A 23,805-nucleotide genomic window follows, 5' to 3' on the forward strand; every position below is an offset into this window, starting at 1 on the left:
CCGCTGGTCAAGAGGCAAGCCCGATTTTCTCGCTTTGAGACGACTGCAACCTATGGATAATCTATCGTTGTATTGCAATCTTTGGTAAATTGGTTATGATGGGCAACATCATTTGAATCTACTTGACGCTCTTCGTTTCAGTCCGGCATTCCCAGGATAAATATATGGTCCCGAACGCAACAAACAATAATGCCGATAATGAGGGGACCCGGGAGAACTTGGCTTACATCCGCCAGATGCTGGCGGAGCTGCGGCAGGTGGCCCACCGGGAAGGTGCCGATATGCTGTGCTATCTCATCGAGATGGCCTATGTCGAAGTCGGCGATATCCAGAGCGGAAGGCGCAAACTCTCAATCCGCGATGAAGAGCGACACGCGCCCCCCGGCATGCCGGTTTAGACGCCCGGCAATATCGAGCTCCAGCAGCACCAGATGAACGGTGGCGGCGGAGAAACCCGTGTGTCTGATGATGTCGTCGATCTCCACGGGCGAGGGACCGAGAGCAGCGGCGATGATGCTGCGCTCGTCGTCTCCCGGTGGTGACATTTCAGCGTCCTGCTGCGGTTCCTCGATCTTCCGCTCATTGGGCAATTGCGGCTCCATCAATGGTCGCAGTGCATCAAGAATATCGGCCGCTCCCGTAGTCAGCATGGCACCTTCCTTGATCAGCCGGTTCGTGCCTTCGCAGCGCAAGTCGAGCGGCGAGCCGGGCACGGCGAACACCAGTCGTCCCGCTTCACCGGCAAGCCGCGCCGTGATCAGCGAGCCCGAACGCTCCGCCGCCTCGACGATGACGACGCCGAGTGACACGCCCGCGATCAACCGGTTGCGCCGCGGGAAATCCCGGGCGCGCGGCTCCCAGCCGAAAGGCATTTCGCTGATCGTCGCGCCGCCCTGATCGTATATCTCCTGCAAAAGTCCGAAATTTTCCTGCGGGTAGGGCCGGTCGAGACCGCCTGCCAGCATTGCCACGGTGCCCGTTGAAAGGCTCGCCCTGTGGGCCGCCGCATCGATGCCGCGCGCCAGCCCCGAGGCGATCGTATAACCGGCCCGACCACAGTCGCGCGCAAGCATGGCGGCGAATTTTGCGCCGTTGATCGAAGCGTTGCGCGAACCGACGATGCCGACGCAGGCTCTCGTCGCCGTATCCGCCGATCCTTTCACGGCGATCAGCGGCGGCGCGCCGTCCACATGCCGCAGGGCCGGCGGATAATCCGGTTCGCCGATGCCGACGAAACGCGCGCCGAAATTCTCGGCCGCCTCAAGCTCCCGTTCCGCCTCTGCCTGTGTTGCGATGCGCGGACTGCGCGACGAACCGCCACGGCGCGACAGTTCGGGCAGGGCATCCAGCGCTTTTTCAGCGCTCCCGAAATGATTGATAAGTTCGCGAAAGGTGACGGGACCGATATTATCGCTGCGGATCAGCCTTAACCAGGCAATCCGCTGCCGCGCGGAAAGCTCTATGCCCTGCCGTGTCGTTTCCTCATGCGGCATGGCATATCCCCCGGGACGGCCTCAGCCCTTTTGACCGATCCTGCTTTCGGTGCCCGCCAGCAGCCGTGCAATGTTCTCGCGATGTTTCCACCAGGAAATCACGCTGAGCAGCATCACGAGCAGCGCTGTTTTTTCTGGTCCGAGGACCCAGAGGGCAACGGGGATGACCAGCATTGCCACGAGCGCAGAGAGCGACGAATAGCGGGTGATGAAGGCGGTCGCGAGCCAGATCAGCGCGAAGGCCAGCATCATCAGCGGAGCGGCGCCCAGCAGCACCCCGATATAAGTCGCCACGCCCTTGCCGCCCTTGAAGCCCAGCCAGACTGGAAAGAGATGGCCCAGAAAGGCGAAGAAACCGGCTACGAGGGAGGCCTCATAACCCCAGAGCGCATTGGCGACCAGAACTGCCGCCGTGCCCTTGAGTGCGTCCAGCAACAGGGTCGCGGCGGCGAGCTTCTTGTTGCCGGTGCGCAGCACGTTGGTCGCGCCGATATTGCCGGAGCCGATCTTGCGAACGTCGCCCAGCCCGGCCATGCGGGTCAGGAGGAGGCCGAAGGGAATGGAGCCCAACAGATAGCCGATCAGCGCTGAAAGCGCGAGAAGGGCCGGCGCGGTCTGCCAGTCAGTCAAAGCACTCATTCAATGTCCCCTCTGTCCCGCCTGCCGCGTGATCTGTTGATGATCTTATGCCAAGGAATGAACGGCTTTGCCAGCCACATAAGTGGCGATGGCGCGACCGCTGAACCGCGCATCCTCAAACGGCGTGTTCTTGGATTTCGAGACCAGCTGTTCCTTGGCCACGAGCCACGGTTCGTCGAGGTCGATCAGGGTGATATCGGCCTGGGCACCCGCTTTCAGCGTTCCTGCATCGAGACCGAAAATCTTGGCCGGGCGGGTGGAGAGCGCATCGATAAGCCGCATCAGCGGAACTTCACCACTGTGGTGGAGGCGCAGCGCCGCCGCCAGCATGGTTTCGAGCCCGACAGCGCCGCTCGCAGCATCCGAAAACGGCAGCCGCTTGGTATCGACATCCTGCGGGTCGTGCGAAGAGACGATGATATCGATGGTGCCGTCCTTCAGCGCTTCCACCATTGCCTTGCGGTCGTCTTCGGCGCGCAGCGGCGGGGAGAGCTTGAAGAAAGTGCGATATTCGCCGATATCGTTTTCATTGAGCGTCAGGTGATTGATCGAGATGCCGCAGGTGGCCTTCACGCCCCGCTGCCGCGCAACCCGGATCGCCTCTGCCGATTCCGGCACGGAAATCTTGGCGGCGTGGTAGATCGCCTGCGTCAGGCCGGCAATGCGCAGGTCACGCTCCAGCGGAATGATCTCGGCTTCCTTGGGAACGCCTGACAGGCCGAGCCAGCTCGCGAATAGCCCCTCGTTCATGTCGCCGCCGCCGATATATTTGTCGCGGGTTTCGAGCGCGATGACAGCGCCGAGTTCACGGGCATAGGTCATGGCGCGGCGCAGGACCAGCGTATCGGACAGCGCCTTGCGGCCGTTGGTGAAGGCCACCGCACCGGCTTCCTTCAGCATGCCGAATTCGGTCATTTCCTCGCCCCGCAGACCCTTGGTCAGAGCGGCTGCCGGATGCACATTGACGATTGCCTTGTCACGCGCCGTCTTTTTCACATATTCGACAAGGGCGATGTCATCGATCACGGGATCCGTATCAGGCATCATGATGATGCTGGTGACGCCGCCGGCCGCTGCCGCACGCGATGCGGATTCGATGGTTTCGCGGTGTTCGGCACCGGGTTCACCCACGAAGACGCGGGCATCCACCAGACCCGGAACGGCCACGACACCCTTGCAGTCGCGCACCGTCGCACCGTCGGGCGCACCCTGATTGTGAGAGTCTTTTCCTGAAGCAAGAATGGTACCATCGGCGCCGATGACGATGCTGCCGTTCTCGTCGAGATTACGGGAGGGATCGACGATGCGGAGGTTCTTGAGAACGGTAACGGCACTCATACGCGCTCACCCTGGTTTTGCGAGACAAGCAGGGTTTCCATGACGGCCATGCGCACGGCGACCCCCATTTCAACCTGGCTTTCGATGACGCTCTGCGGGCCATCGGCCACTTCGGAGGCGATTTCCACGCCGCGGTTCATCGGGCCGGGATGCATGACAAGCGCATCTTCCTTGGCCGCCTTCAGCTTTTCGGCATCCAGACCGTAATAATGGAAATATTCGCGCACCGAAGGCACGAAGGAGCCGGACATGCGCTCACGCTGGAGGCGCAGCATCATCACCACATCGGCATTCTTCAACCCTTCCTTCATGTCGTGAAAGACTTCCACGCTCATGTCGCGAATGCCCGAAGGAAGAAGCGTGGCCGGGGCGACGACACGAACGCGCGCGCCCATCTGGTTGAGAAGGATGATGTTGGAGCGGGCAACGCGCGAGTGCAGCACATCACCGCAGATTGCCACCGTGATGCCCGAAAGCTCGCCCTTGGCGCGACGGATGGTCAGCGCGTCGAGAAGCGCCTGTGTCGGGTGCTCGTGCTGGCCGTCGCCGGCATTGACCACGGAGCAGGCGACCTTTTGCGCCAGAAGGGCGGCGGCACCGGCCGAGGAGTGGCGCACGACAAGCACATCCGGGCGCATGGCATTCAGCGTCATCGCCGTGTCAATCAGCGTTTCGCCCTTCTTCACCGAGGAGTTGCCGACCGACATGTTCATCACATCTGCACCAAGCCTCTTTCCGGCAAGTTCGAAGGAGGATTGCGTCCGGGTCGAAGCTTCGAAGAAGAGATTGATCTGTGTCAGGCCCCGAAGCGTCGAGGTCTTTTTCTCGCGCTGGCGGCTGATTTTCACCGCCTCATCAGCCTTGTCGAGAAGCAGGGTAATATCCTGATGGGAAAGCCCCTTGATGCCGAGGAGATGGCGATGGGGAAAAAAGACCATGGAAATTGTCCTCCGGGTCGCAATAGTCAACGGGTCTATAAAGACAGGTGGCGTTGCGGGCAAGCATGCGATAAGCCGGGTTTTGGCATATACACGCAATAAAGCACGAATCCCGATAGAAGGACGCGAATGACAGGCATGAACCGGACAGAAGAACAGCTCGCCGAACTGAACCAGCCCAGCCTCTGGTCCGGTATCAACGCCTATCGTTCCGATCCGCTGATCGTCGATCTGACCTCCGGCCTGTCACGCAATCTGAGGGACGAGTTCGATCAGATCGGCCGCTATGTCACCTCGCATGAGGCGCAGGAACTGGCGCGTATGGCGAACCAGGGCGTGCCGCAGCTGCACACACACGGCCCGCGGGGCGAGCGTCTGGACCAGGTGGAATTCCACCCGGCGTGGCACGCGCTGATGCGCCGTTCCATGTCCTCGGGCCTGCATTCCAGCGTGTGGGAAAACTCGCCCGACACGCGCGGTAACGAGCACAAGGCCCGCGCGACGAAGTTCTACCTGACCTCGCAGCTGGAAGCCGGTCATCTCTGCCCGCTGACCATGACCAGCGCTTCCGTTGCCGCCATCATGGCGTCTCCGCGTGTGCAGAAGGAATGGGCGCCGAAGATCCTCTCGCGCAAATATGATTCCGCACAGAAGCCGGCCTTGCAGAAAACTGCCGTCACCATCGGCATGGGCATGACGGAAAAGCAGGGCGGCACTGATGTGCGCGCCAACCGCACCACGGCAGAGCGGGTGGGCGAGGGCATCTACCGTCTCTCAGGCCACAAGTGGTTCCTGTCTGCGCCGATGAGCGATGGTTTTGTCATGCTGGCCCAGATGGGTGACGGCATGGGCTGTTTCCTCGTGCCGCGTTATCTCGAGGACGGTTCGAAAAATGGTCTGCACTTCCAGCGTTTGAAGGACAAGCTGGGCAATCGATCCAATGCATCCGCCGAAGTCGAATTCACCGATGCCTTCGGTTATCTGCTTGGCGATCCCGGTAGCGGCATTCGCACGATTCTCGACATGGTGACGCTGACGCGGCTCGATTGCGCGCTGGCGTCGGCCGGCATGATGCGCGCCTCGCTCGCCGAAGCCGTGCACTACGCCCGCGGTCGCTCCGTTTTCGGCAAGATGCTGGTCACCCAGCCGATCATGACGCGCGTGCTCGCCGACATGGCGCTCGATGTAGCAGCCGCGACCGCGCTTTCCTTCCGGCTGGCGAGTGCTTTTGATGCCGCCCGCAACAATCCGGCCGAAGCCGCCTATGCGCGGGTGATGACGCCGATCGTCAAATACTGGTGCTGCAAGATTGCGCCGGCGCTTATCTACGAAGCCATGGAATGCCTTGGCGGCAATGGTTACGTGGAAGAGAGGCCGATTGCCCGCCACTATCGCGAAGCGCCCGTCAATGCCATCTGGGAAGGCTCCGGCAACGTCATGGCGCTGGATGTCCTGCGGGTTCTTCAGCGCGGCAAGGACCTGTTCGATCTTGTCTTCCAGACGCTGGAGCGTGATCTCGGACCTGCCGGGAAGAAGACAACGGACGTGCTGCGCGCCGCAATCGCACTTGCCGAACGTGATGAGGGGGCAGCTCGCCTTTTGGTGGAGCAGTTCGCGCTTGCGGCCGCTGCCGCCGAGCTTTGCCGCCTCGGCGCCGGCAAGATTGCCGATGCCTTCCTCGAAACCCGGCTTGCCGGTGGCTGGCGGCATACTTACGGCATGCTCGATTCCCGCTTCGATCCGACTTATATAATCGATCTTCTTTATCCGCCTGCAGCTTGAGCGATGGATGCGGATGAAGTTTTTACAGTTCCGGCGGGAGGGGTCTCGGATTTGAAGAACAGCAATGGCCTAGGACGTATTCTTGTCTGTCACGATAGCTTCGCACATCGAGGCGCGGCAATGGAGGATGGCGGCCGATGCTGACTTTTCGCTCCGCTCGTTCCGAGGATGAAGACGCGCTCTATGCCATAAGCCTCGCCACCGGCGATGCCGGCCAGGATGCCACGCCACTTTACAACGATGGCCGCATGGTGGGGCATATCTATTCCGTGCCCTATCTGCATCTGTGGCCGGATGCTGTATTCGTTGCCGAGGATGAGGAAGGCGTCTGCGGTTACATCGTCGGCGCGCTCGATACGGCCCTGCATGAAGAGCGACTGGAGCGGGAATGGTGGCCGCATCTGCGCGCCATCTATGCCGATCCTGGGGGCGACCAGCAGACATGGGACGCCGACCAGCGCCGCGCCCATTTCATTCACCACCCACGCCGCACCCCGGCCTGGCTCACCGACCCGTTCCCCGCCCACATACACATGAACCTTTTGCCACGCACGCAGGGTAAGGGCGGCGGCACCCGGCTCCTGTCGCGCTGGCTGGATATGGCCCGACAGAACAACGTCTACGGCATCCACCTCGGCGCCAGCGAACGCAACCTGGCCGGAATGCGTTTCTGGGAAACCCGAGGTTTCAAGCGTCTGGACAGCCACGAAACCCCCGGCAGCGTGTGGTTTGGCATGGGGTTGGAGTGAGCGGCTCACGCTGGGAATGCGGGGCGATATTGTTGGCCCTGCCACGTCATCCACAGGAACCTTCCGTCCAATCTTCCCATCACATTGTCCTTGCCTTCATGCTTTGTTAACCCGTGTAGTCAGGCTTTCAGAAAACGGGTAGGGAATCATGCTGGCGACCGCAGAGGCGATTTCAGCCGACAGACCGGAAAAGCGCATCAAGGATCGCGCTCAGACCGAGAAGGCGATTTTTAATGCGGCGCGGTCGCTGCTTGCCGAAGAGGGATTTCAGGGCTTCGGGATCAATGCCGTTGCTCGCCGTGCCGGCTGCGACAAGCAGCTGATCTACCGTTATTTCGGCGGCCTCGATGGTCTGATTGAGGCGATCGGTGAGGATCTCGGGTCTTGGGTGAAGGATCGCATTCCGGAAGATACCGGCGGCATGTTCCTTTTGACCTATGGTGATCTGATGGAAAAGCTGGCGCTCTACTTCATGGATGCGCTGCGCAGCGACCCTCTTGTCTGCAAAATCATCGCCTGGGAAGTTTCCGACGGCTCGCCGCAGGTGCGCCAGCTGGCGGAAGCCCGTGCCAAGTCGCTTGGCAAATGGCTGGAGCGCATGCGCGGTTCGCTGGCGGCGCCGAAGGGTGTTGATACCGCCGCCGTCAATGCCGTGCTGTTCGCCGCCATCCAGCACCTTGTCATTTCCGCCGCCACCAGCGGGCAGTTTGCCGGTGTTGCGCTCAAATCGGATCGGGACTGGGACAAGATCGCCACTGCCGTCAAAAGGCTGGTGCGGGGCGTTTACGGCTGAACCGGTCTCAGACACGGGCCCAGGCAGCCGCGCTGGAAGCTGGGCATTAAAGAAAAATCAGCCATGTTCTTACCGGGCCGGCAACCGCTCGGCGCGTCCGTCCGTTCAGCCGGTCACGTTGTTTTCCACATGCCGGCCGCCCGCCGTTAACCATAATCACAGCTTTCATTTGCCTCTCCATCGCGGCCGGTCCAGTGTGGATTAACGAAATGTTAACCATGCGCAATGATTGCGCATAAGGGAGCCGCAAGTGAGCCGCTGGACAGCTTTGGGCGTCATGATGACGTTTTTTGCTATGCTGCCGTTGGATATCGACGTGCCGGCGCTGAACCTCTGCCTGATGGCCGTGGCGCGCTGGGCGGTGCTTGCTGGCATCCCCGATACACTGTTTGTGCGGGGGCAGGCGGCATGAAGTGGTTTCTGATCCTCTGGGCCGGTCCTGTCGCGCTGCTGGGCAGCTGGTACTGGCTTTCCTATTACGACATGAGCTTCGGCTTCTACATGCTCACACGTCAGACCCACGATCTCGTCTTCGAGATATACGGGAATATTCTCGGACTTCCGCCAGAAAGCCTGCCGCCGCTGGTGGCGCGTGCCATTGCGGTCGACAGCCTGATCGTTTTTGTGATTCTCGGTTTCCGCAAGCGCAGGCAGATTTACGCCTGGTGGCAGGGCCGTCAGTCGGCCGCGCGGGTGACTGCGGAAAGCCTGTCCAGCGCACCCTGAAGAATGAAGCTCGCCGCCGCCGAATCGATGCGTTCGGCCCGCTTGGCGCGAGACACATCCATTTCGAGAAGAGCGCGCTCTGCCGCAACGGTCGAAAGCCGCTCATCCCAGTAAACGAAGGGCAGGGCGGTTTTTTCGCCCATGGTGCGCACGAAGGCGCGGGTTGCCTGCACGCGGGGCCCGGCGGAGCCGTCCATGTTCATCGGCAGGCCGATAATGAAGGCGGCGACCTTTTCCTTTTCAGCGAAGGCCAGCAGCACTTCCGCATCCAGCGTGAATTTCACGCGCTTGATAACGGGGCGCGGTGTCGCAAAACGCCGCGACAGATCCGACATGGCGAGCCCGATGGTTTTCGTACCAAGGTCGAGGCCGGCAATTGCCTGCGCGGGCTGAAGCGTTGCCGCCAGTTCCTCGATGGTGAGTGTTGCCATGTCGCGTGCTGTCCTTATCGCTTGCGGACGAATTCGGTGCGCAGCACCAGACCCTTCACCGCATCATGCCTGCAATCGATTTCTTCCGGATTATCGGTCAGCCGGATCGATTTGATGACCGTGCCCTGCTTGATGACGGTGCTGGTGCCCTTGACTTTCAGATCCTTGATCAAGGTCACGGAATCGCCATCCGCGAGCACATTGCCTGCTGCATCGCGCACTTCCTTCGCGCGTGCCGCTTCTGCGGCCAGTTCGGAAGCAGGGCGCCATTCGCCGGTCGCTTCGTCGTACACATAATCGTCATTGTCAGCGGCCATTGTCGCCCCTCTTAAATACAGGTAGTGCGGTTGTTCCGGCCGTCCTATGTCATATTATACCGGCAATACAAAGGAGAACTTCCCATGAAAATCACCTGGCTCGGCCATTCCGCCTTCCGTCTGGAAAACGGCAGCGCGAAGATTCTCATCGATCCGTTTTTCACCGGCAACCCCGGTTTTGCAGGGCAGGATGGCAAGTCTGCAGCCGAAGGCGTCACCCATATTCTGCTGACCCACGGCCATGGCGACCATGTCGGAGATACCGTGCAGCTTGCCCGCGAGACGGGTGCGACCGTGCTGGCGAATGCCGATCTAGCCGCGTGGCTTTCCGCCAAGGGTGTTGCGAAGGTCGATATGGGCAATACCGGCGGCACCGTTCATTTTGACGGTTTCTCGGTTACCTTCACCAATGCGCTGCATTCCTCCGCCCAGATCACCGAGGACGGCGTTTCCCATTCGCTCGGCAATGCCAACGGCCTAATGCTGCATTTCGAGGACGGTCCGGCCGTCTACCATATGGGCGATACGGATATCTTCTCCGACATGAAGCTCATCAATGAACTGCATCAGCCTGATATCGGTCTCGTGCCGATCGGTGACCGCTTTACCATGGGCGGAGCTGTGGCGGCGCTTGCCTGCCAGCGCTTCTTCAAGTTCCAGCACGTGCTTCCCTGCCATTACGGCTCCTTCCCGATAATCGACCAGACGCCGGAGAAATTCGTGGCCGGCATGGAAGGTGCCGAAGCGCGCGTCCACACATCCAGGGCGGGCGACGTCCTGTCCTTCTAAGCGTCAACGCCGCATGTCGTGAGCGCAAAACCGCCGCAGAGTTAGCCGCGACATGCTTTCTACCGTTGCGAAGGACGGACATGGTCATTATAGCGAATGGGAAATATCCCATCGGAGTAAAACCATGTCCGTCGATCTCGCCACCGTAAAGCGTGTTGCGCGCCTTGCCCGTATCGCTGTCACTGAAGACGAAGCACAGAACATGCTCGGCCAGCTGAATGGCATACTCGGTTTCGTGGAGCAGCTTTCGGAAGTGAATGTGGATGGCGTCGAGCCGATGACGTCGGTGACGCCGGTGGCGATGAAGAAGCGCGCCGACGAGGTGACCGATGGCGACAAGGCGGACGACATCGTCGCCAACGCGCCCGCGACCGATCGCAATTTCTTCATGGTGCCGAAAGTGGTCGAGTAATCGATCCATCTTGCCGCCCGATTTTTCCGAGATTTTCGAAAGCCGTTGCCGACCATGACCGACCTGACGAGCCTGACCATTGCCGAAGCCCGCGAGAAGCTGAAGGCGAAAGAATTTTCCGCCCTTGAGCTCACCGACGCCTATCTCTCCGCCATCGACACCGCCAACGGTGCGCTGAACGCCTATGTGGCGACGACGCCCGAAAAGGCGCGCGAGATGGCGAAAGCCTCCGACGGCCGTATTGCTGCCGGTTCCGCGGGTGAGCTGGAAGGTATTCCGCTCGGCGTGAAGGACCTTTTCGCAACGTGTGACATTCATACCCAGGCCTGCTCGCACATCCTCGATGGCTTCAAGCCGAAATACGAATCCACCGTCACCCAGAACCTCTGGGATCAGGGCGCCGTCATGCTCGGCAAGCTCAACATGGACGAATTTGCCATGGGCTCGTCCAATGAAAGCTCTTGGTACGGCCCGGCCATCAACCCGTGGCGCGCCAATGGTTCCGAGCAGAAGCTGGTGCCTGGCGGCTCCTCGGGCGGTTCGGCCGCTGCCGTTGCCGCGCATCTTTGCGCCGGCGCCACCGCAACCGATACCGGCGGTTCCATCCGCCAGCCGGCGGCCTTCACCGGCACCGTCGGCATCAAGCCGACTTACGGCCGCTGCTCGCGCTTCGGCATTGTCGCTTACGCCTCGTCGCTCGATCAGGCTGGCCCGATTGCCCGCGACGTGCGCGACGCGGCCATCCTGCTGAAGACCATGGCAAGCGTCGACGCCAAGGACACGACCTCGGTTGACCTTCCTGTGCCGGATTACGAAAAGGCTATCGGCCAGTCGCTGAAGGGGCTGAAGATCGGTATCCCCCGGGAATACCGCGTTGACGGCATGCCTGACGAAATCGAAAAGCTCTGGGCCAAGGGCGTCGAATGGCTGCGTGACGCCGGTGCAGAGGTGGTCGACATCTCACTGCCGCACACCAAATACGCGCTTCCCGCCTATTACATCGTCGCACCGGCAGAAGCCTCGTCCAACCTTGCCCGTTATGACGGCGTCCGCTACGGCCTGCGCGTCGACGGCAAGGACATTGCCGACATGTACGAAAAGAGCCGCGCCGCCGGTTTCGGTAAGGAAGTGCAGCGTCGCATCATGGTCGGCACCTATGTACTTTCGGCCGGTTATTACGACGCCTATTATCTCAAGGCGCAGAAGGTACGCACGCTCATCAAGCGCGACTTCGAAAACGTCTTCCACGAGGGTGTGGACGCCATTCTGGCGCCGATCACGCCGTCTTCCGCCTTCGCTGTCGGTGATGAGGAACTCGCTTCCGATCCGGTCAAGATGTACCTGCAGGACGTCTTCACCATCACCGTCAACATGGCCGGTCTTCCCGGCCTCTCGGTGCCTGCTGGTCTTGATGGCAAGGGCCTGCCGCTTGGCCTGCAGCTCATCGGCAAGCCGTTCGAAGAAGAAACGCTGTTCAAGACGGCCCACGCCATCGAGCAGGCAGCGGGCAAGTTCACGCCTGCCAAGTGGTGGTAAGCAGTCTCAAGCTCAGACAGATGAACGAAGCCGATCGCGATGCGGTCGGCTTTGTCGGTTTTGCCGCATGGCGTGCCGGTGAAGCCTTCGACGCCGCCTATCTCGATTCCCATGTCATCGAGCGGGTGAGGGGCGAATTCGAAAGCTTCGCCAAGTCTCCGACTGGTGATGTCGTTGTGGCCGAAATCGACGGTGTTGTCGTCGGTTGGGGCGCTTGCGATGCCAAGCCTCATCATATTTCCGATCTGTGGGTGGACCCTACCTGGCAGGGCAAGGGGATTGGCAAAGCGCTGATCCTCCACTTTCTCGACAGGATGCGGGCTGCGGGCCTGCCGCTTGCCACCATCGACACCCATGCGAGAAATCGCGCCGCCATAGGTCTTTACCAGCGTTGCGGCTTTCAGATCGTCTGGCGCGGCATGGAATGGTCCGACATCATGAAAGTCGAACTTGAGAAGGTGAAGCTGGAGCAAATGCTCTCTTATAATTTGTGACCGTCGATGCCGCGTGGCGAACTGCCGGGCGACGGCATTGCCGCCGCCCGGTCAGTTTATCGGTTGTCCAGCTCACCCCTCACAAGTTCCAGCCCGCGCGTGGTAATGCGGTAGGGCTTGCCACCGGAGGAGGCGATGGCTCGCTTCCGTTTCAGCTTGCGGAAGGTGAGGAGATCGAGGCCGCTGAAAATCCATCCTTCGCGCGTGAAGAGCGAAAGTTTTTCAATTTTGCGGGCGTCGTCTCGAACGAGTTCAATTCTGCCGCCCTGGGCGAGCAGGTGAAGAATGCGCTGTTCGGCGCGGGAAATGTCCATTGTTGGAAGTCCGGTCGGCGTCTTCTAGACGCGTGAAAGCAAACCCGGGTGCCGTTAGGGCATCCGGCTCGGTTTCATTTGGCCCGGCGCGCAAGAAACTTGCGGGCAGGGCCTTTACCGGGACTCCGATTGAGCGAACATAAAAACTCCGTTCTTGCTCCTTTTGGGTAATGGGCCAAACCGGCGCGGTCAAGTCCCGCAAGGAGCGGGAAAACCACGCTGGTCGAATCGCACCCGCAATGGTTTACTTCAAACGGCCAAGGAGGGCGCGGCTTGATCGTCATTCGCAACGCGTATGAGCAGGAAGCGGAGGTTCTGGCGGCCATCGGCCTCAGGGCGTGGCGGCAGGCAACCGCGGCTCTCGGCATCACACCGACGCTTTACGACAATGCGGCGAGCGCCTTTTCCAATTTCACCCGCTCGTCCTGGCTTGCAATACGCGTGGCGGAATTCAGCGGCGCGGTTGCGGGTTGGGCGGCACGGGAGCATTTTGACGAGGCGATTTCCGACTTCTGGATCGATCCGGAGTTTCAGCGGAGGGGCGTCGGCAGCCGCCTGCTGGGCGACATCGAACGTCTGATAGAGGAAAAGGGCTTCGAGACCATACGGCTTGAAACCCATGCCCAGAATGAACCGGCCGTCGCCTTTTTCCGCTACCATGGCTATAGCATTCGCTGGCTCCCGGTTTCCTATGCGCCGAAGCTGGACCGCGAGGTGCAATCGGTGGGCCTGCAGAAGCAACTGGCTGAGGTCGAGAATGGTCTTTACGGGCCGGCGTTCTGAAACAGGGTTTGTAGAGTGGCCATCAGCCGCATCGGCCAGTCCGGCGTGATGAGGAGCGATGCGACGAGGCCCGCCTGCAAGATGACGATCGATATCAGCTTGCTGCGAAACGGTTCCTTGCGGGTTTTGTGCCGCAGCAACCTTTGCGCCGAGATAGCGCCCGCACTGCCACCCACGAGCGCGAGCAAAAGCAGCGTGCTTTCCCGGATACGCCATCCGCCATTCCTCGCCGCTTCCTTGTCCCACCAATAGACAAGAAAGACGAAGAGATTGAAGGCGATATAGGCCAGGAAGCAGAGAGCGATCGCTTGCATGGCGTGAATTGAAACCTGTAAGGGTAAAAAACGCGTATCCGATGTCTTCGAAAATTCCGGCCGTCGCGCGACGGGGTGCAAGATGTCTTGCGCCAGCGCTTCATTTGTTCTACCCACCAAGGCCAAAGAACCCGTATATCGTGAGCTTGAGATGACCCTTGTAGACGTGCGCACCCCCGACCCGAAACGCTTCATTCCCGGCGCCACCGGCGATTGGGAAATCGTGATCGGCATGGAGGTGCATGCGCAGGTTCTCTCCAATTCCAAGCTGTTCTCCGGCGCCTCCACCACTTTCGGCAACGCGCCGAATTCCAACGTGTCGCTGGTCGATGCCGCCATGCCAGGCATGCTGCCCGTTATCAATGAGGAATGCGTGAAGCAGGCGGTGCGCACCGGTCTCGGCCTCAAGGCAAAGATCAACAACCGCTCGATTTTCGACCGCAAGAACTACTTCTATCCGGATTTGCCGCAGGGCTACCAGATTTCGCAGTTCAAGGATCCGATCGTCGGTGAAGGCACCATCACCATTTCGCTTGGTCCCGACCGCCAGGGTAATTTCGAGGATATCGAGATTGGCATCGAGCGCCTGCATCTGGAGCAGGACGCCGGCAAGTCGATGCATGACCAGCACCCGACCATGTCCTTCGTGGACCTCAACCGTTCTGGCGTGGCGCTGATGGAAATCGTCTCCAAGCCGGACATGCGTTCGTCGGATGAGGCGAAGGCCTATCTCACCAAGCTGCGCTCCATCGTGCGTTACCTTGGCACCTGCGACGGCAACATGGACGAAGGCTCCATGCGCGCCGACGTCAACGTCTCCGTGCGCCGTCCGGGCGAAGGCTTCGGCACGCGCTGCGAGATCAAGAACGTCAACTCCATCCGCTTCGTCGGTCAGGCCATCGAATATGAGGCGCGTCGCCAGATCGCCATTCTGGAAGATGGCGGCGTCATCGATCAGGAAACCCGCCTGTTCGATCCCGGCAAGGGCGAGACGCGCTCCATGCGCTCCAAGGAAGATGCGCATGATTATCGCTATTTCCCCGATCCGGACCTGCTGCCGCTCGAATTCGATGATGCTTTCGTCGAGGCACTGAAGGTCGATCTGCCGGAACTGCCTGATGACAAAAAGGCCCGTTTCGTCGCCGATCTCGGCCTGTCGGTCTATGACGCCTCGATTCTGGTCTCAGAAAAAGCGATTGCCGATTATTACGAAGCCGTCGCCGCCGGACGCGATCCAAAGGCTGCCGCCAACTGGGTCATCAACGACCTGCTCGGCGCGCTGAACAAGTCGGGCAAGGACATCGAGACGACGCCGGTGTCGCCCGAACAGCTCGGCGGCATCATCGATCTGATCAAGGCCGAGACCATCTCTGGCAAGATCGCCAAGGATCTGTTTGAAATCGTCTGGAACGAGGGCGGCAATCCGGCCGAGATCGTTGAAGCCCGCGGCATGAAGCAGGTAACCGATACCGGCGCCATCGAAAAGGCTGTCGACGAGATCATCGCCGCCAACCCGGATCAGGTCGAGAAGGTCAAGGCGAAGCCAACGCTCGCCGGCTGGTTTGTCGGCCAGGTCATGAAGGCGACGGGCGGCAAGGCCAACCCGCAGGCGGTGCAGGCGCTGGTGAAAGCGAAGCTCGGAATCGAGGAAGAGTAAGCGACGGCTGCCTCCCGCTCGAGTAACGGCAGAGGGTCTCCGTCATCCCGGCCTTGAGCCGGGATCCAGCCAGCCCAAGTCCTTGGGTGAAGGGTCTTTTCACCGCGCAGACGCGCGTCGGGCGGATGCCGGATCATCCTCGGGCTTGTTCCAGGGACCGGCATGACGGAAGTAATGGTTTTAGTCCGGATTATTCCGATTAAGCCACACGGTGGGGCAAACCAGAGGATGACGTCCAGCAAGGGCGACTGACATCACTTCTGCCGGGATCAACGCCCGGCATTTCTGTTTCAAGACGGAGCCAGATCATGTTTTTCATCCGCACAGCCAGCCTGCGTGACATCGAGCCAGTCCGGGCGCTGCTCGCGACGACATGGCACGCGACCTATGACGCAATCTACGGCGCGGATAAGGTCAACGAGCTGATCGCAGCCTGGCATTCGCCGCAGGCCATGAAAGACCGCGTCGAAAAGAAGGGCGGCGAGTTCCTTGTCGCCGATGACGGCAAGCGGATCGGCGGCATGGCTTACGGCTCCATGTCGACCAAGATGGCGAAGACGGCGCTGCTGCATCAGCTCTACGTGGCGCCCGATCTTCAGCGGCAGGGCGTTGGCCGCGATCTCTTCGCAGAGCTAGAAACCTGCTTTCCCGACGCGGAAATCATGCGGCTTGAGGTCGAGCCCAAAAATACTGTCGCAATCAACTTCTATGAAGGCGTCGGATTTGTCGAGGTGGACCGAATCGAGCGCATGGCGGGTATCGAGGGGCTGCCCGGCATCGTGATGGAAAAGAGCCTGACCCGATGAACGCGACCCTGGAAAATCTGATAATTCGAACGGCCCGTGAAGACGATCTGCCGGCGCTCGCCGCCATTTTTGCCGCTGACGAGATCGGCGGCCACGGCGATACGGCGGACGAATCGGCACAGCCCGATTATCTTGCCGCCTTCCGGGCAATCGAGGCGTCGCCGAGCGAAACGCTTTACGTCGCCGAACTGGACGGCGAGGTGGTCGGCACCTTTCAGACGGCGATCCTCACCAAACTCGTCGGGCGAGGGGCCAGGTCTATGGTCATCGAAGCGGTGCAGACACGGGCCGACATGCGCGGTCGCGGCATCGGCGCGGTAATGATCAATTATTGTCTTGATGAAGCCCGCTGTCAGGGCCTGAAAGCCGCGCAGCTCACCTCCAACATGGCCCGGCTGGACGCGCACCGCTTCTACGAGCGGCTGGGTTTCGAGAAGCGGCATCTTGGCTTCAGGATGAAGCTGAAATAGCACGGATATATCTTGAAATGCTGGACAATTGGCGTGAGGGGCGGCATAAGCATGTCTTGTGCCGTGCACGGAAAATCGCTGCGGCGCATTCAAGCCTGAGGAACGTAGAATGAAGACTCTCCTGACGCAAATCTTCACCTGGTGGAACGGCCAGACGATCGGAACGCGGTTTCACACTTGGCGTTTCGGCAAGAAGGTGGGGCAGGACGAGTTGGGTAACACCTATTACGAAGGCGGCACCACCTCCTGGGGCATGCCGCGCCGCTGGGTGATCTATAACGGCTACGCTGAGGCCTCTGCCATTCCGCCCGGCTGGCATGGCTGGATGCACTATCGCACCGACGTTCCGCCGAGCCAGGAAAGCTACGTTGCGCGCGAGTGGCAGAAGCCGCATCAGCCAAACCTCACAGGCTCGTCCAAGGCCTATCGCCCTCAGGGCTCGCTGGCTGTGGCCGGGGAGCGCCCGCGTGTGACCGGCGACTACGACGCCTGGACACCCGGCAACTGAGCTATCGCGATGCGCGGTGTTGTGCAAAACGCCGCGCATGCATCCGGCCTCACCGGTTTTTGCCACATTCCGCCCTTAGGCGTTGATCCGGTCGGCGTCCCGACACAGGCAAATTTTGGAGACACATCGTATGAGGAAAATCACGCGGGACCGTTCTTTGCGTGCGCTGACGGTGACGCTGTTCGCGGCGGTTTCTGCTGCCTTCCTCATTTCGCCCGTCTCCGCCGCCCGGCTTGAAAACCGCGTAGCGGTCTTTTCCGGCATCGACAAGATCACGGGCCGCATCACGTCCTTCGATGTCTATATCGATGAGACGGTGCAGTTCGGCGCGCTTCAGGTCACGCCGAAGGTCTGTTATTCGCGCGACCAGACGGAAGCGCAGAAGATCGACGCATTTGTCGAAGTGGATGAAATCACCCTCGACCGTAAAATCCGTCGCATCTTCACCGGCTGGATGTTCGCCGACAGCCCCGGCCTCAACGCCGTGGAACACCCGATCTATGACGTATGGCTGACGGGTTGCAAACAGGACTCGGAAGTGCCTGCTCCCTCTACGGCAAGCAAATAACCCAAGATAACGTCTAGAAATGCAGACTCGGCCGATTGACGGCGACGTCGAGCATTTTCGCATATTCAAGCTTCGGCACATCGATGGCGCCGAACGTTTTCAAATGCTCCGTCGTGAATTGAGTGTCGAGCAGCACGAAGCCGCTTGCTTTTAATCTCTCCACCAGATGCACGAGGCAAATCTTCGATGCATTGGTGCGACGGGAGAACATGCTTTCGCCGAAGAATGCCGCTCCCAGCGAAACGCCGTAGAGTCCGCCGACAAGCTCCTTGCCTTCCCAGGCCTCGACGCTATGGGCATGGCCGATCTGATGCAGTTCGCTATAAAGCCTGCGAATGGTGGCGTTGATCCAGGTACTTGGCCTGTCCGGGGCCTCTGCGGCGCAGCCCGCCATGACAGCCTCGAAAGCGGTGTTGAAGCGTATGTCGAATGGCTTCTTGCGCATCGCTTTGGCGAGGCTTTTGGAAATGTGGAAGGAATTGAGCGGAATGATACCGCGCACTTCCGGCTCGACCCAGAAAAGCTCGGGATCGTCAGCCGAATCGGCCATCGGGAACAGGCCGGCGGAATAGGCGCGCAGCAGGATATCGACCGTTATGTCGTTATTTCTGCTGCGCCGCCCAGCCATATCGTCTTAGTGAGACGCGTCACCGGCCAGATATTTTTCCAGCCAGTGAATATCATAATCGCCCTTCAGGATATCCTCATTCTGAAGAAGATCCTGGAAAAGCGGCAGCGTGGTCTTGATGCCGTCGACGACGAATTCGTCGAGCGCCCGACGCAGGCGGCGAATGCATTCGTCACGGTCGCGGCCGTGAACGATGAGCTTGCCGATCATGCTGTCGTAATAGGGCGGGATCTTGTAGCCCTGATAGGCGCCCGAATCGACGCGCACACCAAGGCCGCCCGGCGTGTGGAAATAGGTCAGCGTGCCAGGCGAGGGAACGAAGGTGCGCGGGTCTTCGGCATTGATACGGCATTCGATGGCGTGGCCATGGAATTCGATATCGGCCTGCGTGACCGAGAGGCCCTGACCCGATGCGACGCGGATCTGTTCCTGCACGAGATCCATGCCGGTAATCGCTTCCGTGACCGGATGCTCCACCTGCAGACGTGTGTTCATTTCGATGAAATAGAACTCGCCGTTTTCATAAAGGAACTCGATGGTGCCGGCACCGCGATATTTCAGCTTGCGCATGGCGCTCGCGCAAATCTCGCCGATCTTCATGCGCTGTTCAACCGTCAGAGCCGGAGAGTTGGCTTCCTCCAGCACCTTCTGGTGGCGACGCTGCAACGAGCAATCGCGCTCTCCGAGATGAATGGCATTGCCTTCACCGTCGCCGAACACCTGCACTTCGATATGGCGTGGCTTGCCGAGGTACTTTTCCATGTAGACGGCGTCGTTGCCGAATGCTGCTGCCGCTTCGGAGCGGGCAGTCGCAACGGCCTCTTCCAGATCGGCCTCGGTCTTCGCCACCTTCATGCCGCGACCACCGCCGCCGGCGGTTGCCTTGATGAGGACCGGAAAGCCGATCGTGCGTGCGATTTCCAGCGCGTTCTCAGGCTTCACTTCGCCATCGGAGCCGGGAACCACGGGAATGCCAAGTTCCTGCGCCGTCTGCTTGGCGGTGATCTTGTCGCCCATGATGCGGATATGCTCGGCGGTCGGCCCGATGAAGGTGATACCGTGCGCGTCAAGGATATCGGCAAACTTGGCGTTTTCCGACAGGAAGCCGTAGCCGGGGTGAACGGCGTCCGCACCTGTTATTTCGCAGGCCGCAACGATCTGGTGGATGTTGAGGTAGCTGTCACGCGAAGGTGGTGGGCCGATGCATACGCTTTCGTCGGCGAGGCGCACATGCATGGCGTCCGCGTCCGCCGTGGAATGCACGGCGACGGTGGGAATGCCAAGCTCCTTGGCGGCGCGCAGGACGCGCAGCGCAATTTCGCCGCGGTTGGCTATGAGGATCTTCGAAACCATGCTGAACCGCCTCTATTCGATGACCACGAGGGCTTCGCCATACTCCACGGGCTGTGCGTCGTTGACGATGATTTCCACGATCTTGCCGGACTTCGGAGCCGGGATCTGGTTCATGGTCTTCATGGCCTCGACGATGAGAAGTGTCTGGCCTTCCTTGACGGTTGCGCCGACTTCGATGAAGGGGCGGGCGCCAGGGGCTGGCGAGAGATAGACTGTGCCAACCATGGGCGAAGACACGGTGTTTGCCGGGTTGCGTGCCGGTGCAGCGGCTGCTGCCGGAGCAGCAGGGGCCGCGATTGCCGGCGCGGCGGGCGCTGCTGCGGGAGCCGGTGCATAAGCGGGCGGTGCTGCGGCATAAACCGTGGCTGCGGGAGCGGCGCGCGAAACGCGGATGCGCAGGTCATCCTGCTCCACTTCGATTTCCGAAAGGTCGGTATCGTTGAGGATATTCGCGAGTTCGCGGATCAGTTCCTTGTCGATACCCTGTTTCTTTTCAGACATGACAAACCCTATTCTTTGTTTCTTTTTATGCCGTGATGTTTTTCAGCGCGTGAAGCGCCATGACGTATCCATATGGTCCGAAACCACAGACCATGCCCTTCGCTGCCGGTGAGACCATCGATTTGTGGCGGAACTCTTCCCGGGCGTGGATGTTGGAAATGTGCACTTCCACGACGGGCGTGGAAATCGCGCGAATGGCGTCGTGCAACGCGATAGAGGTGTGGCTGTAAGCGCCGGGATTGATGACGACACCCGCCGCCCTTTCTCCCGCCTCATGCAACCAGTCCACGAGCACGCCTTCGTGGTTGGACTGGCGGAATTCCACTGCGAAACCGAGATCGGCACCGGCTTGAAGACAATCATTCTCGATGTCCTTCAGCGTCTTGCCACCATAGATACCCGGTTCCCTTTTTCCCAGCATGTTGAGATTGGGGCCGTTGATGACGATGATGATGTTGCTCATTCACGTTTCCATACGAAAATCAGCGACACCTATAGACTGCGCAGCCGCCAAGGAAAAGCCCCTGCAAGCCGTAAACCGGCCGCGAGGCCGGCATCTCACAGGGAATGCACTTGCTTTTTTAGCAATCAGGAGCAGGTGGCTTTACCGCAGCTGCGCATATTGGCGATTTTCTCCTTCAGCGGGTCGGCGCCGACGGCGCCGAAAACCGCCTCTTCGCCGACGATATAAGACGGCGTTCCCGTGATGCCGAGGCTGTTTGCCAGCTTGTAGGTTTCCTGCACCTGCGCATCATTGGGGTTTTCCGCCATCGACTTGCGGATATCGGCTTCCTTGAGGCCGAGCGAGGTCGCGACTTCCATGGCGCTGTCCTCATTCGCCCGTCCGCGGCCGCCGAGGAGCGTGCGCTGGAACTCCGGATATTTGGCCGGCGCCAGCAGCTTCACGGCATTGGAGACCCGATGTGCGGCGACCGATTCCGGTCCGAGGATCGGGAATTCCTTGAGCACGACGCGTATTTTCTTGTCGCTCTTCAGGATGTTGTCCATGTCTCCCATGGCGCGTTTGCAATAACCGCAGTTGTAATCGAAGAACTCAACGAGTGTGACGTCGCCATCGGGATTGCCGAGTGCCAGATCGAATTTCGATTCGAAGATCGCCTTTTTGTTGTCGGCGACCGCCTCTGCCGCCTTGGCGTTGCGCGCCGCATATTGCTTGCGCTCAAGCGCATCCTGAACCTCAAGCATGATCTCCGGGTTCTCGATCAGATACTGCTTGATGAACTCGCCCATTTCCTTCTTCTGCTGCTCATCGAGCGCATGCGCGGGCAGGGAGGCGAATACCGCTGAAAGGGCCGTCACGCTGGCAAGAAGGGTGGAACGGAGAAAATGCGCCATATCGGTCCTCATTCTGTGCGGCCGGAGCCTCTTGAAATCTTATGAAGGCAATTACCTTACTTTAAGCCAAATGCCATACGGCAAAAATACTTGTCCGCATTATGGTCGCATGATTGTGAAGATTGTGATTCTGCGGCAAGTCTCTGAAATACGGTTCAGGAAAGAGCATGCCCTTGATTACGATGTCGAAGCGGAGCGCAGTCGAACCCTTTCACGCCATGGATATTCTGGCGGAGGCGAACAGGCGCAGGCAGGCGGGCCGCCCCGTCATTTCCATGGCGGTCGGCCAGCCCTCCCATCCCGCACCGAAGGCGTCGCTGGCAGCGGCTCAAGAGGCGCTGAAACATGGGCGGATCGGTTATACCGATGCGCTCGGCCTGCGCGAACTGCGGGAGGCGATTGCCGGCCATTACCGGTTGCGTCACCAGGTCGCGATTGATCCGGCTCGCATCGCCGTGACAACGGGCTCGTCAGCGGCCTTCAATCTTGCCTTTCTCAGCCTTTTCGACGCGGGCGATCATGTCGCGATCGCGAGGCCCGGTTATCCGGCCTATCGCAATATCCTGAAGGCTCTCGGCCTCAACGTCGTGGAAGTGCCGGTCACGGCTGAAACCGGCTACACGCTGACGCCGGCAAGTCTGGAGCGTGCGGAAACGAAAGCGGGCTGCAAGCTGAAGGGCGTTCTGCTGGCAAGCCCGGCCAATCCGACCGGCACCGTCACAGGCCGCGAGGCGCTGAAGCGGCTTGCGACCTATTGCGAAAGCCGCGACATGGCCTTCATTTCCGATGAGATTTACCACGGCCTTACCTTCGTCGGCGAAGAGACGAGCGCACTCGAAATCACCGACAATGCGGTGGTCATCAATTCCTTCTCCAAATATTATTGCATGACGGGCTGGCGCATCGGTTGGATGGTCTTGCCGGAAAACCTCGTCCGTCCGGTCGAGTGTCTGGCCCAGAGCCTTTATATTTCCCCGCCTGAACTGTCGCAGCTTGCGGCGACCGCAGCCTTTTCGGCGGCCGAGGAACTGGATGTCTATCGGGAGAGCTATCGCACCAATCGCGATTTCCTGATGGCGCGACTGCCGGAAATAGGCCTGCCGCTGGCATCCCCAATGGATGGCGCGTTTTATGCCTATGTCGATACCAGCCGTTTTTCCAATGACAGCATGGATTTCGCAAAGCGTATGCTGGCAGAAATCGACGTGGCAGCGACACCAGGCATGGATTTCGACCCGGAGGAAGGCCACAGGGCGCTGCGGATTTCTTATGCGGGTTCCGTGTCTGACATTGCCGAGGCCGTTGGGCGTATAGCCGGCTGGCTGAAATAACCGGGTATCATACGCTGGGGAGATCAGGCGGGCGTGCAGCCAAAGGTGCTGTTGAACGCCTTTTCACCCTTGGCAGTAAAGGTCAGCACACGGCCGTTTCCGCGCCGCAACCAGTCGCGCTGCTGCATCGCTTCAAGAAGCGATGCGCCAAGCCCGCCGCCGAGGTGATGCCGGCGTTCGCTCCAGTCCAGGCAATGCAGGCAGACCGGGCGGCGGGCCTTTTCGAGCGGCGAAAGGTCTATGCCGAAGTTCGAGAAGAAGTCGCGTCCGCTCTCCGTTAAGGCAGGATCATCACCTAACGTCAGGAGACCCTTTGCGGTAATGGCGGCAAGCAGTGCCACGCCGCTTTCCCCGGCCAGATGATCGTAGCAGATGCGCGCCTCACGAAGCGCCTTGTCCTTCGGCCCGGTGCGCACACGTACCGCGCCAGTGCGTTGGGCAAGCCCCATCAACGCTTCCAGAACCTGCGCCACATCCTCATCGGAGAGGCGGAAATATCGATGTCGACCCTGTTTTTCCGCTTTCAGCAATTGTGCGTCCGAGAGCTTTGACAGGTGACCGCTGGCAGTTTGCAGGGTCACACCCGCGGCTTCCGCGAGCTCGCTCGCTGTCAGCGCGCGCCCGTCCATCAGCGCCGTCAAGATGTTGGCGCGGGCAGGATCGCCGATAAGGGCGGCAACATTGGCAATCACGGGTCCGTCTTTCATGCTTCGATGGTAACCGAAGCATCGAGGCATGACAATGGCGTAGAAGGGAGAGGCAGAACATGAGGAGACAAA

The 23,805-nt window shown here is 60.2% G+C and carries 31 protein-coding genes; 17 read left to right on the forward strand and 14 right to left on the reverse strand.

The features are described 5' to 3' along the window. Nucleotides 1-164 precede the first annotated feature (164 nt). A complete protein-coding gene (locus BTN45_RS04800; protein WP_004441372.1) occupies nucleotides 165-398 on the forward strand; it encodes a hypothetical protein in 234 nt (77 codons plus the stop codon). Here the strand turns inward: BTN45_RS04800 and dprA are convergent. Genes dprA through BTN45_RS04820 form a run of 4 tightly spaced genes read right to left on the reverse strand, consistent with a single transcriptional unit; the run spans nucleotide 351 to nucleotide 4,408 of the window. Further along, the gene (gene dprA, locus BTN45_RS04805) at nucleotides 351-1,493 is read right to left on the reverse strand and encodes a DNA-processing protein DprA (RefSeq protein WP_207589122.1); all 1,143 of its coding nucleotides are present in this window, start codon (nucleotides 1,491-1,493) and stop codon (nucleotides 351-353) included. The genes BTN45_RS04800 and dprA overlap by 48 nt on opposite strands. A gap of 21 nt (nucleotides 1,494-1,514) precedes the next feature. After that, nucleotides 1,515-2,132, reverse strand: a complete 618-nt coding sequence (plsY, locus tag BTN45_RS04810; protein WP_207589123.1) for a glycerol-3-phosphate 1-O-acyltransferase PlsY — start codon at nucleotides 2,130-2,132, stop codon at nucleotides 1,515-1,517. 45 nt (nucleotides 2,133-2,177) lie between these two features. Continuing rightward, the gene (locus BTN45_RS04815; protein WP_207589124.1) at nucleotides 2,178-3,470 is read right to left on the reverse strand and encodes a dihydroorotase; all 1,293 of its coding nucleotides are present in this window, start codon (nucleotides 3,468-3,470) and stop codon (nucleotides 2,178-2,180) included. Then, nucleotides 3,467-4,408, reverse strand: coding sequence for an aspartate carbamoyltransferase catalytic subunit (locus BTN45_RS04820; RefSeq protein WP_003502441.1), 942 nt, complete (start codon nucleotides 4,406-4,408; stop codon nucleotides 3,467-3,469). The genes BTN45_RS04815 and BTN45_RS04820 overlap by 4 nt, the downstream gene beginning before the upstream one ends. A gap of 129 nt (nucleotides 4,409-4,537) precedes the next feature. On the opposite strand from BTN45_RS04820, the gene BTN45_RS04825 reads away from it, so the two are divergent. The 5 genes from BTN45_RS04825 to BTN45_RS04845 all read left to right on the forward strand — a co-directional run bounded on the left by BTN45_RS04825 (nucleotide 4,538) and on the right by BTN45_RS04845 (nucleotide 8,458). Then, on the forward strand, nucleotides 4,538-6,190 hold the full coding sequence (locus BTN45_RS04825) for an acyl-CoA dehydrogenase family protein (protein WP_004441382.1): 1,653 nt from the start codon (nucleotides 4,538-4,540) through the stop codon (nucleotides 6,188-6,190). Between the two features lie 137 nt (nucleotides 6,191-6,327). Further along, nucleotides 6,328-6,939: a GNAT family N-acetyltransferase gene (locus BTN45_RS04830; RefSeq protein ID WP_004441384.1), complete on the forward strand. Its 612-nt coding sequence runs from the start codon at nucleotides 6,328-6,330 to the stop codon at nucleotides 6,937-6,939. 148 nt (nucleotides 6,940-7,087) lie between these two features. Further along, nucleotides 7,088-7,732: a TetR/AcrR family transcriptional regulator gene (locus tag BTN45_RS04835; protein ID WP_004441386.1), complete on the forward strand. Its 645-nt coding sequence runs from the start codon at nucleotides 7,088-7,090 to the stop codon at nucleotides 7,730-7,732. A 250-nt stretch (nucleotides 7,733-7,982) separates the two neighbouring features. After that, complete coding sequence (locus tag BTN45_RS04840; RefSeq protein WP_004441388.1) at nucleotides 7,983-8,144, forward strand: hypothetical protein; 162 nt, start codon at nucleotides 7,983-7,985, stop codon at nucleotides 8,142-8,144. Continuing rightward, a complete protein-coding gene (locus BTN45_RS04845) occupies nucleotides 8,141-8,458 on the forward strand; it encodes a DUF6105 family protein (RefSeq protein WP_207589125.1) in 318 nt (105 codons plus the stop codon). The genes BTN45_RS04840 and BTN45_RS04845 overlap by 4 nt, the downstream gene beginning before the upstream one ends. On the opposite strand, the gene ruvX is transcribed toward BTN45_RS04845, so the two are convergent. Together ruvX and BTN45_RS04855 are read right to left on the reverse strand one after the other, a co-directional pair. Next, nucleotides 8,410-8,889: a Holliday junction resolvase RuvX gene (gene ruvX, locus BTN45_RS04850; protein ID WP_207589126.1), complete on the reverse strand. Its 480-nt coding sequence runs from the start codon at nucleotides 8,887-8,889 to the stop codon at nucleotides 8,410-8,412. The genes BTN45_RS04845 and ruvX overlap by 49 nt on opposite strands. Before the next feature lie 14 nt (nucleotides 8,890-8,903). Continuing rightward, a complete protein-coding gene (locus BTN45_RS04855; RefSeq protein ID WP_022556051.1) occupies nucleotides 8,904-9,206 on the reverse strand; it encodes a zinc ribbon domain-containing protein YjdM in 303 nt (100 codons plus the stop codon). A gap of 84 nt (nucleotides 9,207-9,290) precedes the next feature. Here BTN45_RS04855 and BTN45_RS04860 point away from each other — a divergent pair, with 84 nt between their 5' ends. From BTN45_RS04860 to BTN45_RS04875, 4 genes are all read left to right on the forward strand, one after another. After that, complete coding sequence (locus BTN45_RS04860) at nucleotides 9,291-9,995, forward strand: metal-dependent hydrolase (protein WP_112765751.1); 705 nt, start codon at nucleotides 9,291-9,293, stop codon at nucleotides 9,993-9,995. A 124-nt stretch (nucleotides 9,996-10,119) separates the two neighbouring features. After that, complete coding sequence (gene gatC, locus BTN45_RS04865) at nucleotides 10,120-10,407, forward strand: Asp-tRNA(Asn)/Glu-tRNA(Gln) amidotransferase subunit GatC (RefSeq protein WP_004441400.1); 288 nt, start codon at nucleotides 10,120-10,122, stop codon at nucleotides 10,405-10,407. Between the two features lie 54 nt (nucleotides 10,408-10,461). Then, nucleotides 10,462-11,943, forward strand: a complete 1,482-nt coding sequence (gene gatA, locus BTN45_RS04870; RefSeq protein WP_112765752.1) for an Asp-tRNA(Asn)/Glu-tRNA(Gln) amidotransferase subunit GatA — start codon at nucleotides 10,462-10,464, stop codon at nucleotides 11,941-11,943. Next, nucleotides 11,934-12,437: a GNAT family N-acetyltransferase gene (locus BTN45_RS04875; protein WP_348649826.1), complete on the forward strand. Its 504-nt coding sequence runs from the start codon at nucleotides 11,934-11,936 to the stop codon at nucleotides 12,435-12,437. The genes gatA and BTN45_RS04875 overlap by 10 nt, the downstream gene beginning before the upstream one ends. A 56-nt stretch (nucleotides 12,438-12,493) precedes the next feature. Here the strand turns inward: BTN45_RS04875 and BTN45_RS04880 are convergent, their stop codons facing one another. Next, nucleotides 12,494-12,751 carry a YjhX family toxin gene (locus tag BTN45_RS04880; protein ID WP_006698014.1) on the reverse strand — a complete coding sequence of 86 codons (258 nt, stop codon included), beginning with the start codon at nucleotides 12,749-12,751 and terminating at the stop codon, nucleotides 12,494-12,496. Between the two features lie 273 nt (nucleotides 12,752-13,024). Here BTN45_RS04880 and BTN45_RS04885 point away from each other — a divergent pair, with 273 nt between their 5' ends. Further along, on the forward strand, nucleotides 13,025-13,534 hold the full coding sequence (locus BTN45_RS04885; RefSeq protein ID WP_207589127.1) for an N-acetyltransferase: 510 nt from the start codon (nucleotides 13,025-13,027) through the stop codon (nucleotides 13,532-13,534). Here the strand turns inward: BTN45_RS04885 and BTN45_RS04890 are convergent. After that, on the reverse strand, nucleotides 13,516-13,848 hold the full coding sequence (locus BTN45_RS04890; protein ID WP_207589128.1) for a DUF1294 domain-containing protein: 333 nt from the start codon (nucleotides 13,846-13,848) through the stop codon (nucleotides 13,516-13,518). The genes BTN45_RS04885 and BTN45_RS04890 overlap by 19 nt on opposite strands. 151 nt (nucleotides 13,849-13,999) lie before the next feature. Here BTN45_RS04890 and gatB point away from each other — a divergent pair, with 151 nt between their 5' ends. From gatB to BTN45_RS04915, 5 genes are all read left to right on the forward strand, one after another. Then, nucleotides 14,000-15,505 carry an Asp-tRNA(Asn)/Glu-tRNA(Gln) amidotransferase subunit GatB gene (gene gatB / locus BTN45_RS04895; protein WP_006698017.1) on the forward strand — a complete coding sequence of 502 codons (1,506 nt, stop codon included), beginning with the start codon at nucleotides 14,000-14,002 and terminating at the stop codon, nucleotides 15,503-15,505. Between the two features lie 308 nt (nucleotides 15,506-15,813). Continuing rightward, the gene (locus BTN45_RS04900; RefSeq protein WP_006698018.1) at nucleotides 15,814-16,311 is read left to right on the forward strand and encodes a GNAT family N-acetyltransferase; all 498 of its coding nucleotides are present in this window, start codon (nucleotides 15,814-15,816) and stop codon (nucleotides 16,309-16,311) included. After that, the gene (locus tag BTN45_RS04905; protein ID WP_045534090.1) at nucleotides 16,308-16,781 is read left to right on the forward strand and encodes a GNAT family N-acetyltransferase; all 474 of its coding nucleotides are present in this window, start codon (nucleotides 16,308-16,310) and stop codon (nucleotides 16,779-16,781) included. Before BTN45_RS04900 ends, BTN45_RS04905 begins: the two co-directional genes overlap by 4 nt. Before the next feature lie 109 nt (nucleotides 16,782-16,890). After that, nucleotides 16,891-17,289 carry an NADH:ubiquinone oxidoreductase subunit NDUFA12 gene (locus tag BTN45_RS04910; RefSeq protein ID WP_004441414.1) on the forward strand — a complete coding sequence of 133 codons (399 nt, stop codon included), beginning with the start codon at nucleotides 16,891-16,893 and terminating at the stop codon, nucleotides 17,287-17,289. Between the two features lie 130 nt (nucleotides 17,290-17,419). Beyond that, the gene (locus BTN45_RS04915) at nucleotides 17,420-17,857 is read left to right on the forward strand and encodes a DUF2155 domain-containing protein (protein ID WP_004441417.1); all 438 of its coding nucleotides are present in this window, start codon (nucleotides 17,420-17,422) and stop codon (nucleotides 17,855-17,857) included. A 13-nt stretch (nucleotides 17,858-17,870) separates the two neighbouring features. Here the strand turns inward: BTN45_RS04915 and aat are convergent, their stop codons facing one another. The 5 genes from aat to BTN45_RS04940 form a co-directional block, all read right to left on the reverse strand. Then, entirely contained in the window at nucleotides 17,871-18,485 is a 615-nt protein-coding gene (aat, locus tag BTN45_RS04920; RefSeq protein ID WP_072494319.1) for a leucyl/phenylalanyl-tRNA--protein transferase, read from the reverse strand. A gap of 6 nt (nucleotides 18,486-18,491) precedes the next feature. After that, nucleotides 18,492-19,838, reverse strand: a complete 1,347-nt coding sequence (gene accC / locus BTN45_RS04925) for an acetyl-CoA carboxylase biotin carboxylase subunit (protein ID WP_004441425.1) — start codon at nucleotides 19,836-19,838, stop codon at nucleotides 18,492-18,494. 12 nt (nucleotides 19,839-19,850) lie between these two features. Then, nucleotides 19,851-20,339 (reverse strand): acetyl-CoA carboxylase biotin carboxyl carrier protein, encoded by a 489-nt coding sequence (gene accB, locus BTN45_RS04930; protein WP_173614590.1) that lies wholly within the window; start codon nucleotides 20,337-20,339, stop codon nucleotides 19,851-19,853. A gap of 25 nt (nucleotides 20,340-20,364) precedes the next feature. Next, nucleotides 20,365-20,802, reverse strand: a complete 438-nt coding sequence (gene aroQ / locus BTN45_RS04935; protein ID WP_004441429.1) for a type II 3-dehydroquinate dehydratase — start codon at nucleotides 20,800-20,802, stop codon at nucleotides 20,365-20,367. Nucleotides 20,803-20,927: 125 nt separating this feature from the next. Then, nucleotides 20,928-21,695 carry a DsbA family protein gene (locus BTN45_RS04940; RefSeq protein WP_173614591.1) on the reverse strand — a complete coding sequence of 256 codons (768 nt, stop codon included), beginning with the start codon at nucleotides 21,693-21,695 and terminating at the stop codon, nucleotides 20,928-20,930. Between the two features lie 173 nt (nucleotides 21,696-21,868). Between BTN45_RS04940 and BTN45_RS04945 the strand changes: the two genes are divergently transcribed. Next, nucleotides 21,869-23,026: an aminotransferase class I/II-fold pyridoxal phosphate-dependent enzyme gene (locus BTN45_RS04945; protein WP_006698022.1), complete on the forward strand. Its 1,158-nt coding sequence runs from the start codon at nucleotides 21,869-21,871 to the stop codon at nucleotides 23,024-23,026. Between the two features lie 23 nt (nucleotides 23,027-23,049). Here the strand turns inward: BTN45_RS04945 and BTN45_RS04950 are convergent, their stop codons facing one another. Next, entirely contained in the window at nucleotides 23,050-23,733 is a 684-nt protein-coding gene (locus BTN45_RS04950; RefSeq protein WP_042935937.1) for a winged helix-turn-helix domain-containing protein, read from the reverse strand. Nucleotides 23,734-23,805 lie beyond the last annotated feature (72 nt).

It is taken from the genome of Rhizobium sp. ZX09 (genome assembly GCF_017357485.1).
GTDB lineage: Bacteria > Pseudomonadota > Alphaproteobacteria > Rhizobiales > Rhizobiaceae > Agrobacterium > Agrobacterium pusense.

Coding starts and splice junctions, on each gene's coding strand:
- BTN45_RS04800 (WP_004441372.1), top strand. CDS start 165: ATGGTCCCGAACGCAACAAACAATAATGCCGATAATGAGGGGACCCGG.
- dprA (WP_207589122.1), bottom strand. CDS start 1,493: ATGCCGCATGAGGAAACGACACGGCAGGGCATAGAGCTTTCCGCGCGG.
- plsY (WP_207589123.1), bottom strand. CDS start 2,132: ATGAGTGCTTTGACTGACTGGCAGACCGCGCCGGCCCTTCTCGCGCTT.
- BTN45_RS04815 (WP_207589124.1), bottom strand. CDS start 3,470: ATGAGTGCCGTTACCGTTCTCAAGAACCTCCGCATCGTCGATCCCTCC.
- BTN45_RS04820 (WP_003502441.1), bottom strand. CDS start 4,408: ATGGTCTTTTTTCCCCATCGCCATCTCCTCGGCATCAAGGGGCTTTCC.
- BTN45_RS04825 (WP_004441382.1), top strand. CDS start 4,538: ATGACAGGCATGAACCGGACAGAAGAACAGCTCGCCGAACTGAACCAG.
- BTN45_RS04830 (WP_004441384.1), top strand. CDS start 6,328: ATGCTGACTTTTCGCTCCGCTCGTTCCGAGGATGAAGACGCGCTCTAT.
- BTN45_RS04835 (WP_004441386.1), top strand. CDS start 7,088: ATGCTGGCGACCGCAGAGGCGATTTCAGCCGACAGACCGGAAAAGCGC.
- BTN45_RS04845 (WP_207589125.1), top strand. CDS start 8,141: ATGAAGTGGTTTCTGATCCTCTGGGCCGGTCCTGTCGCGCTGCTGGGC.
- ruvX (WP_207589126.1), bottom strand. CDS start 8,889: ATGGCAACACTCACCATCGAGGAACTGGCGGCAACGCTTCAGCCCGCG.
- BTN45_RS04855 (WP_022556051.1), bottom strand. CDS start 9,206: ATGGCCGCTGACAATGACGATTATGTGTACGACGAAGCGACCGGCGAA.
- BTN45_RS04860 (WP_112765751.1), top strand. CDS start 9,291: ATGAAAATCACCTGGCTCGGCCATTCCGCCTTCCGTCTGGAAAACGGC.
- gatC (WP_004441400.1), top strand. CDS start 10,120: ATGTCCGTCGATCTCGCCACCGTAAAGCGTGTTGCGCGCCTTGCCCGT.
- gatA (WP_112765752.1), top strand. CDS start 10,462: ATGACCGACCTGACGAGCCTGACCATTGCCGAAGCCCGCGAGAAGCTG.
- BTN45_RS04880 (WP_006698014.1), bottom strand. CDS start 12,751: ATGGACATTTCCCGCGCCGAACAGCGCATTCTTCACCTGCTCGCCCAG.
- BTN45_RS04890 (WP_207589128.1), bottom strand. CDS start 13,848: ATGCAAGCGATCGCTCTCTGCTTCCTGGCCTATATCGCCTTCAATCTC.
- gatB (WP_006698017.1), top strand. CDS start 14,000: ATGACCCTTGTAGACGTGCGCACCCCCGACCCGAAACGCTTCATTCCC.
- BTN45_RS04900 (WP_006698018.1), top strand. CDS start 15,814: ATGTTTTTCATCCGCACAGCCAGCCTGCGTGACATCGAGCCAGTCCGG.
- BTN45_RS04905 (WP_045534090.1), top strand. CDS start 16,308: ATGAACGCGACCCTGGAAAATCTGATAATTCGAACGGCCCGTGAAGAC.
- BTN45_RS04910 (WP_004441414.1), top strand. CDS start 16,891: ATGAAGACTCTCCTGACGCAAATCTTCACCTGGTGGAACGGCCAGACG.
- BTN45_RS04915 (WP_004441417.1), top strand. CDS start 17,420: ATGAGGAAAATCACGCGGGACCGTTCTTTGCGTGCGCTGACGGTGACG.
- aat (WP_072494319.1), bottom strand. CDS start 18,485: ATGGCTGGGCGGCGCAGCAGAAATAACGACATAACGGTCGATATCCTG.
- accC (WP_004441425.1), bottom strand. CDS start 19,838: ATGGTTTCGAAGATCCTCATAGCCAACCGCGGCGAAATTGCGCTGCGC.
- accB (WP_173614590.1), bottom strand. CDS start 20,339: ATGTCTGAAAAGAAACAGGGTATCGACAAGGAACTGATCCGCGAACTC.
- aroQ (WP_004441429.1), bottom strand. CDS start 20,802: ATGAGCAACATCATCATCGTCATCAACGGCCCCAATCTCAACATGCTG.
- BTN45_RS04940 (WP_173614591.1), bottom strand. CDS start 21,695: ATGGCGCATTTTCTCCGTTCCACCCTTCTTGCCAGCGTGACGGCCCTT.
- BTN45_RS04950 (WP_042935937.1), bottom strand. CDS start 23,733: ATGAAAGACGGACCCGTGATTGCCAATGTTGCCGCCCTTATCGGCGAT.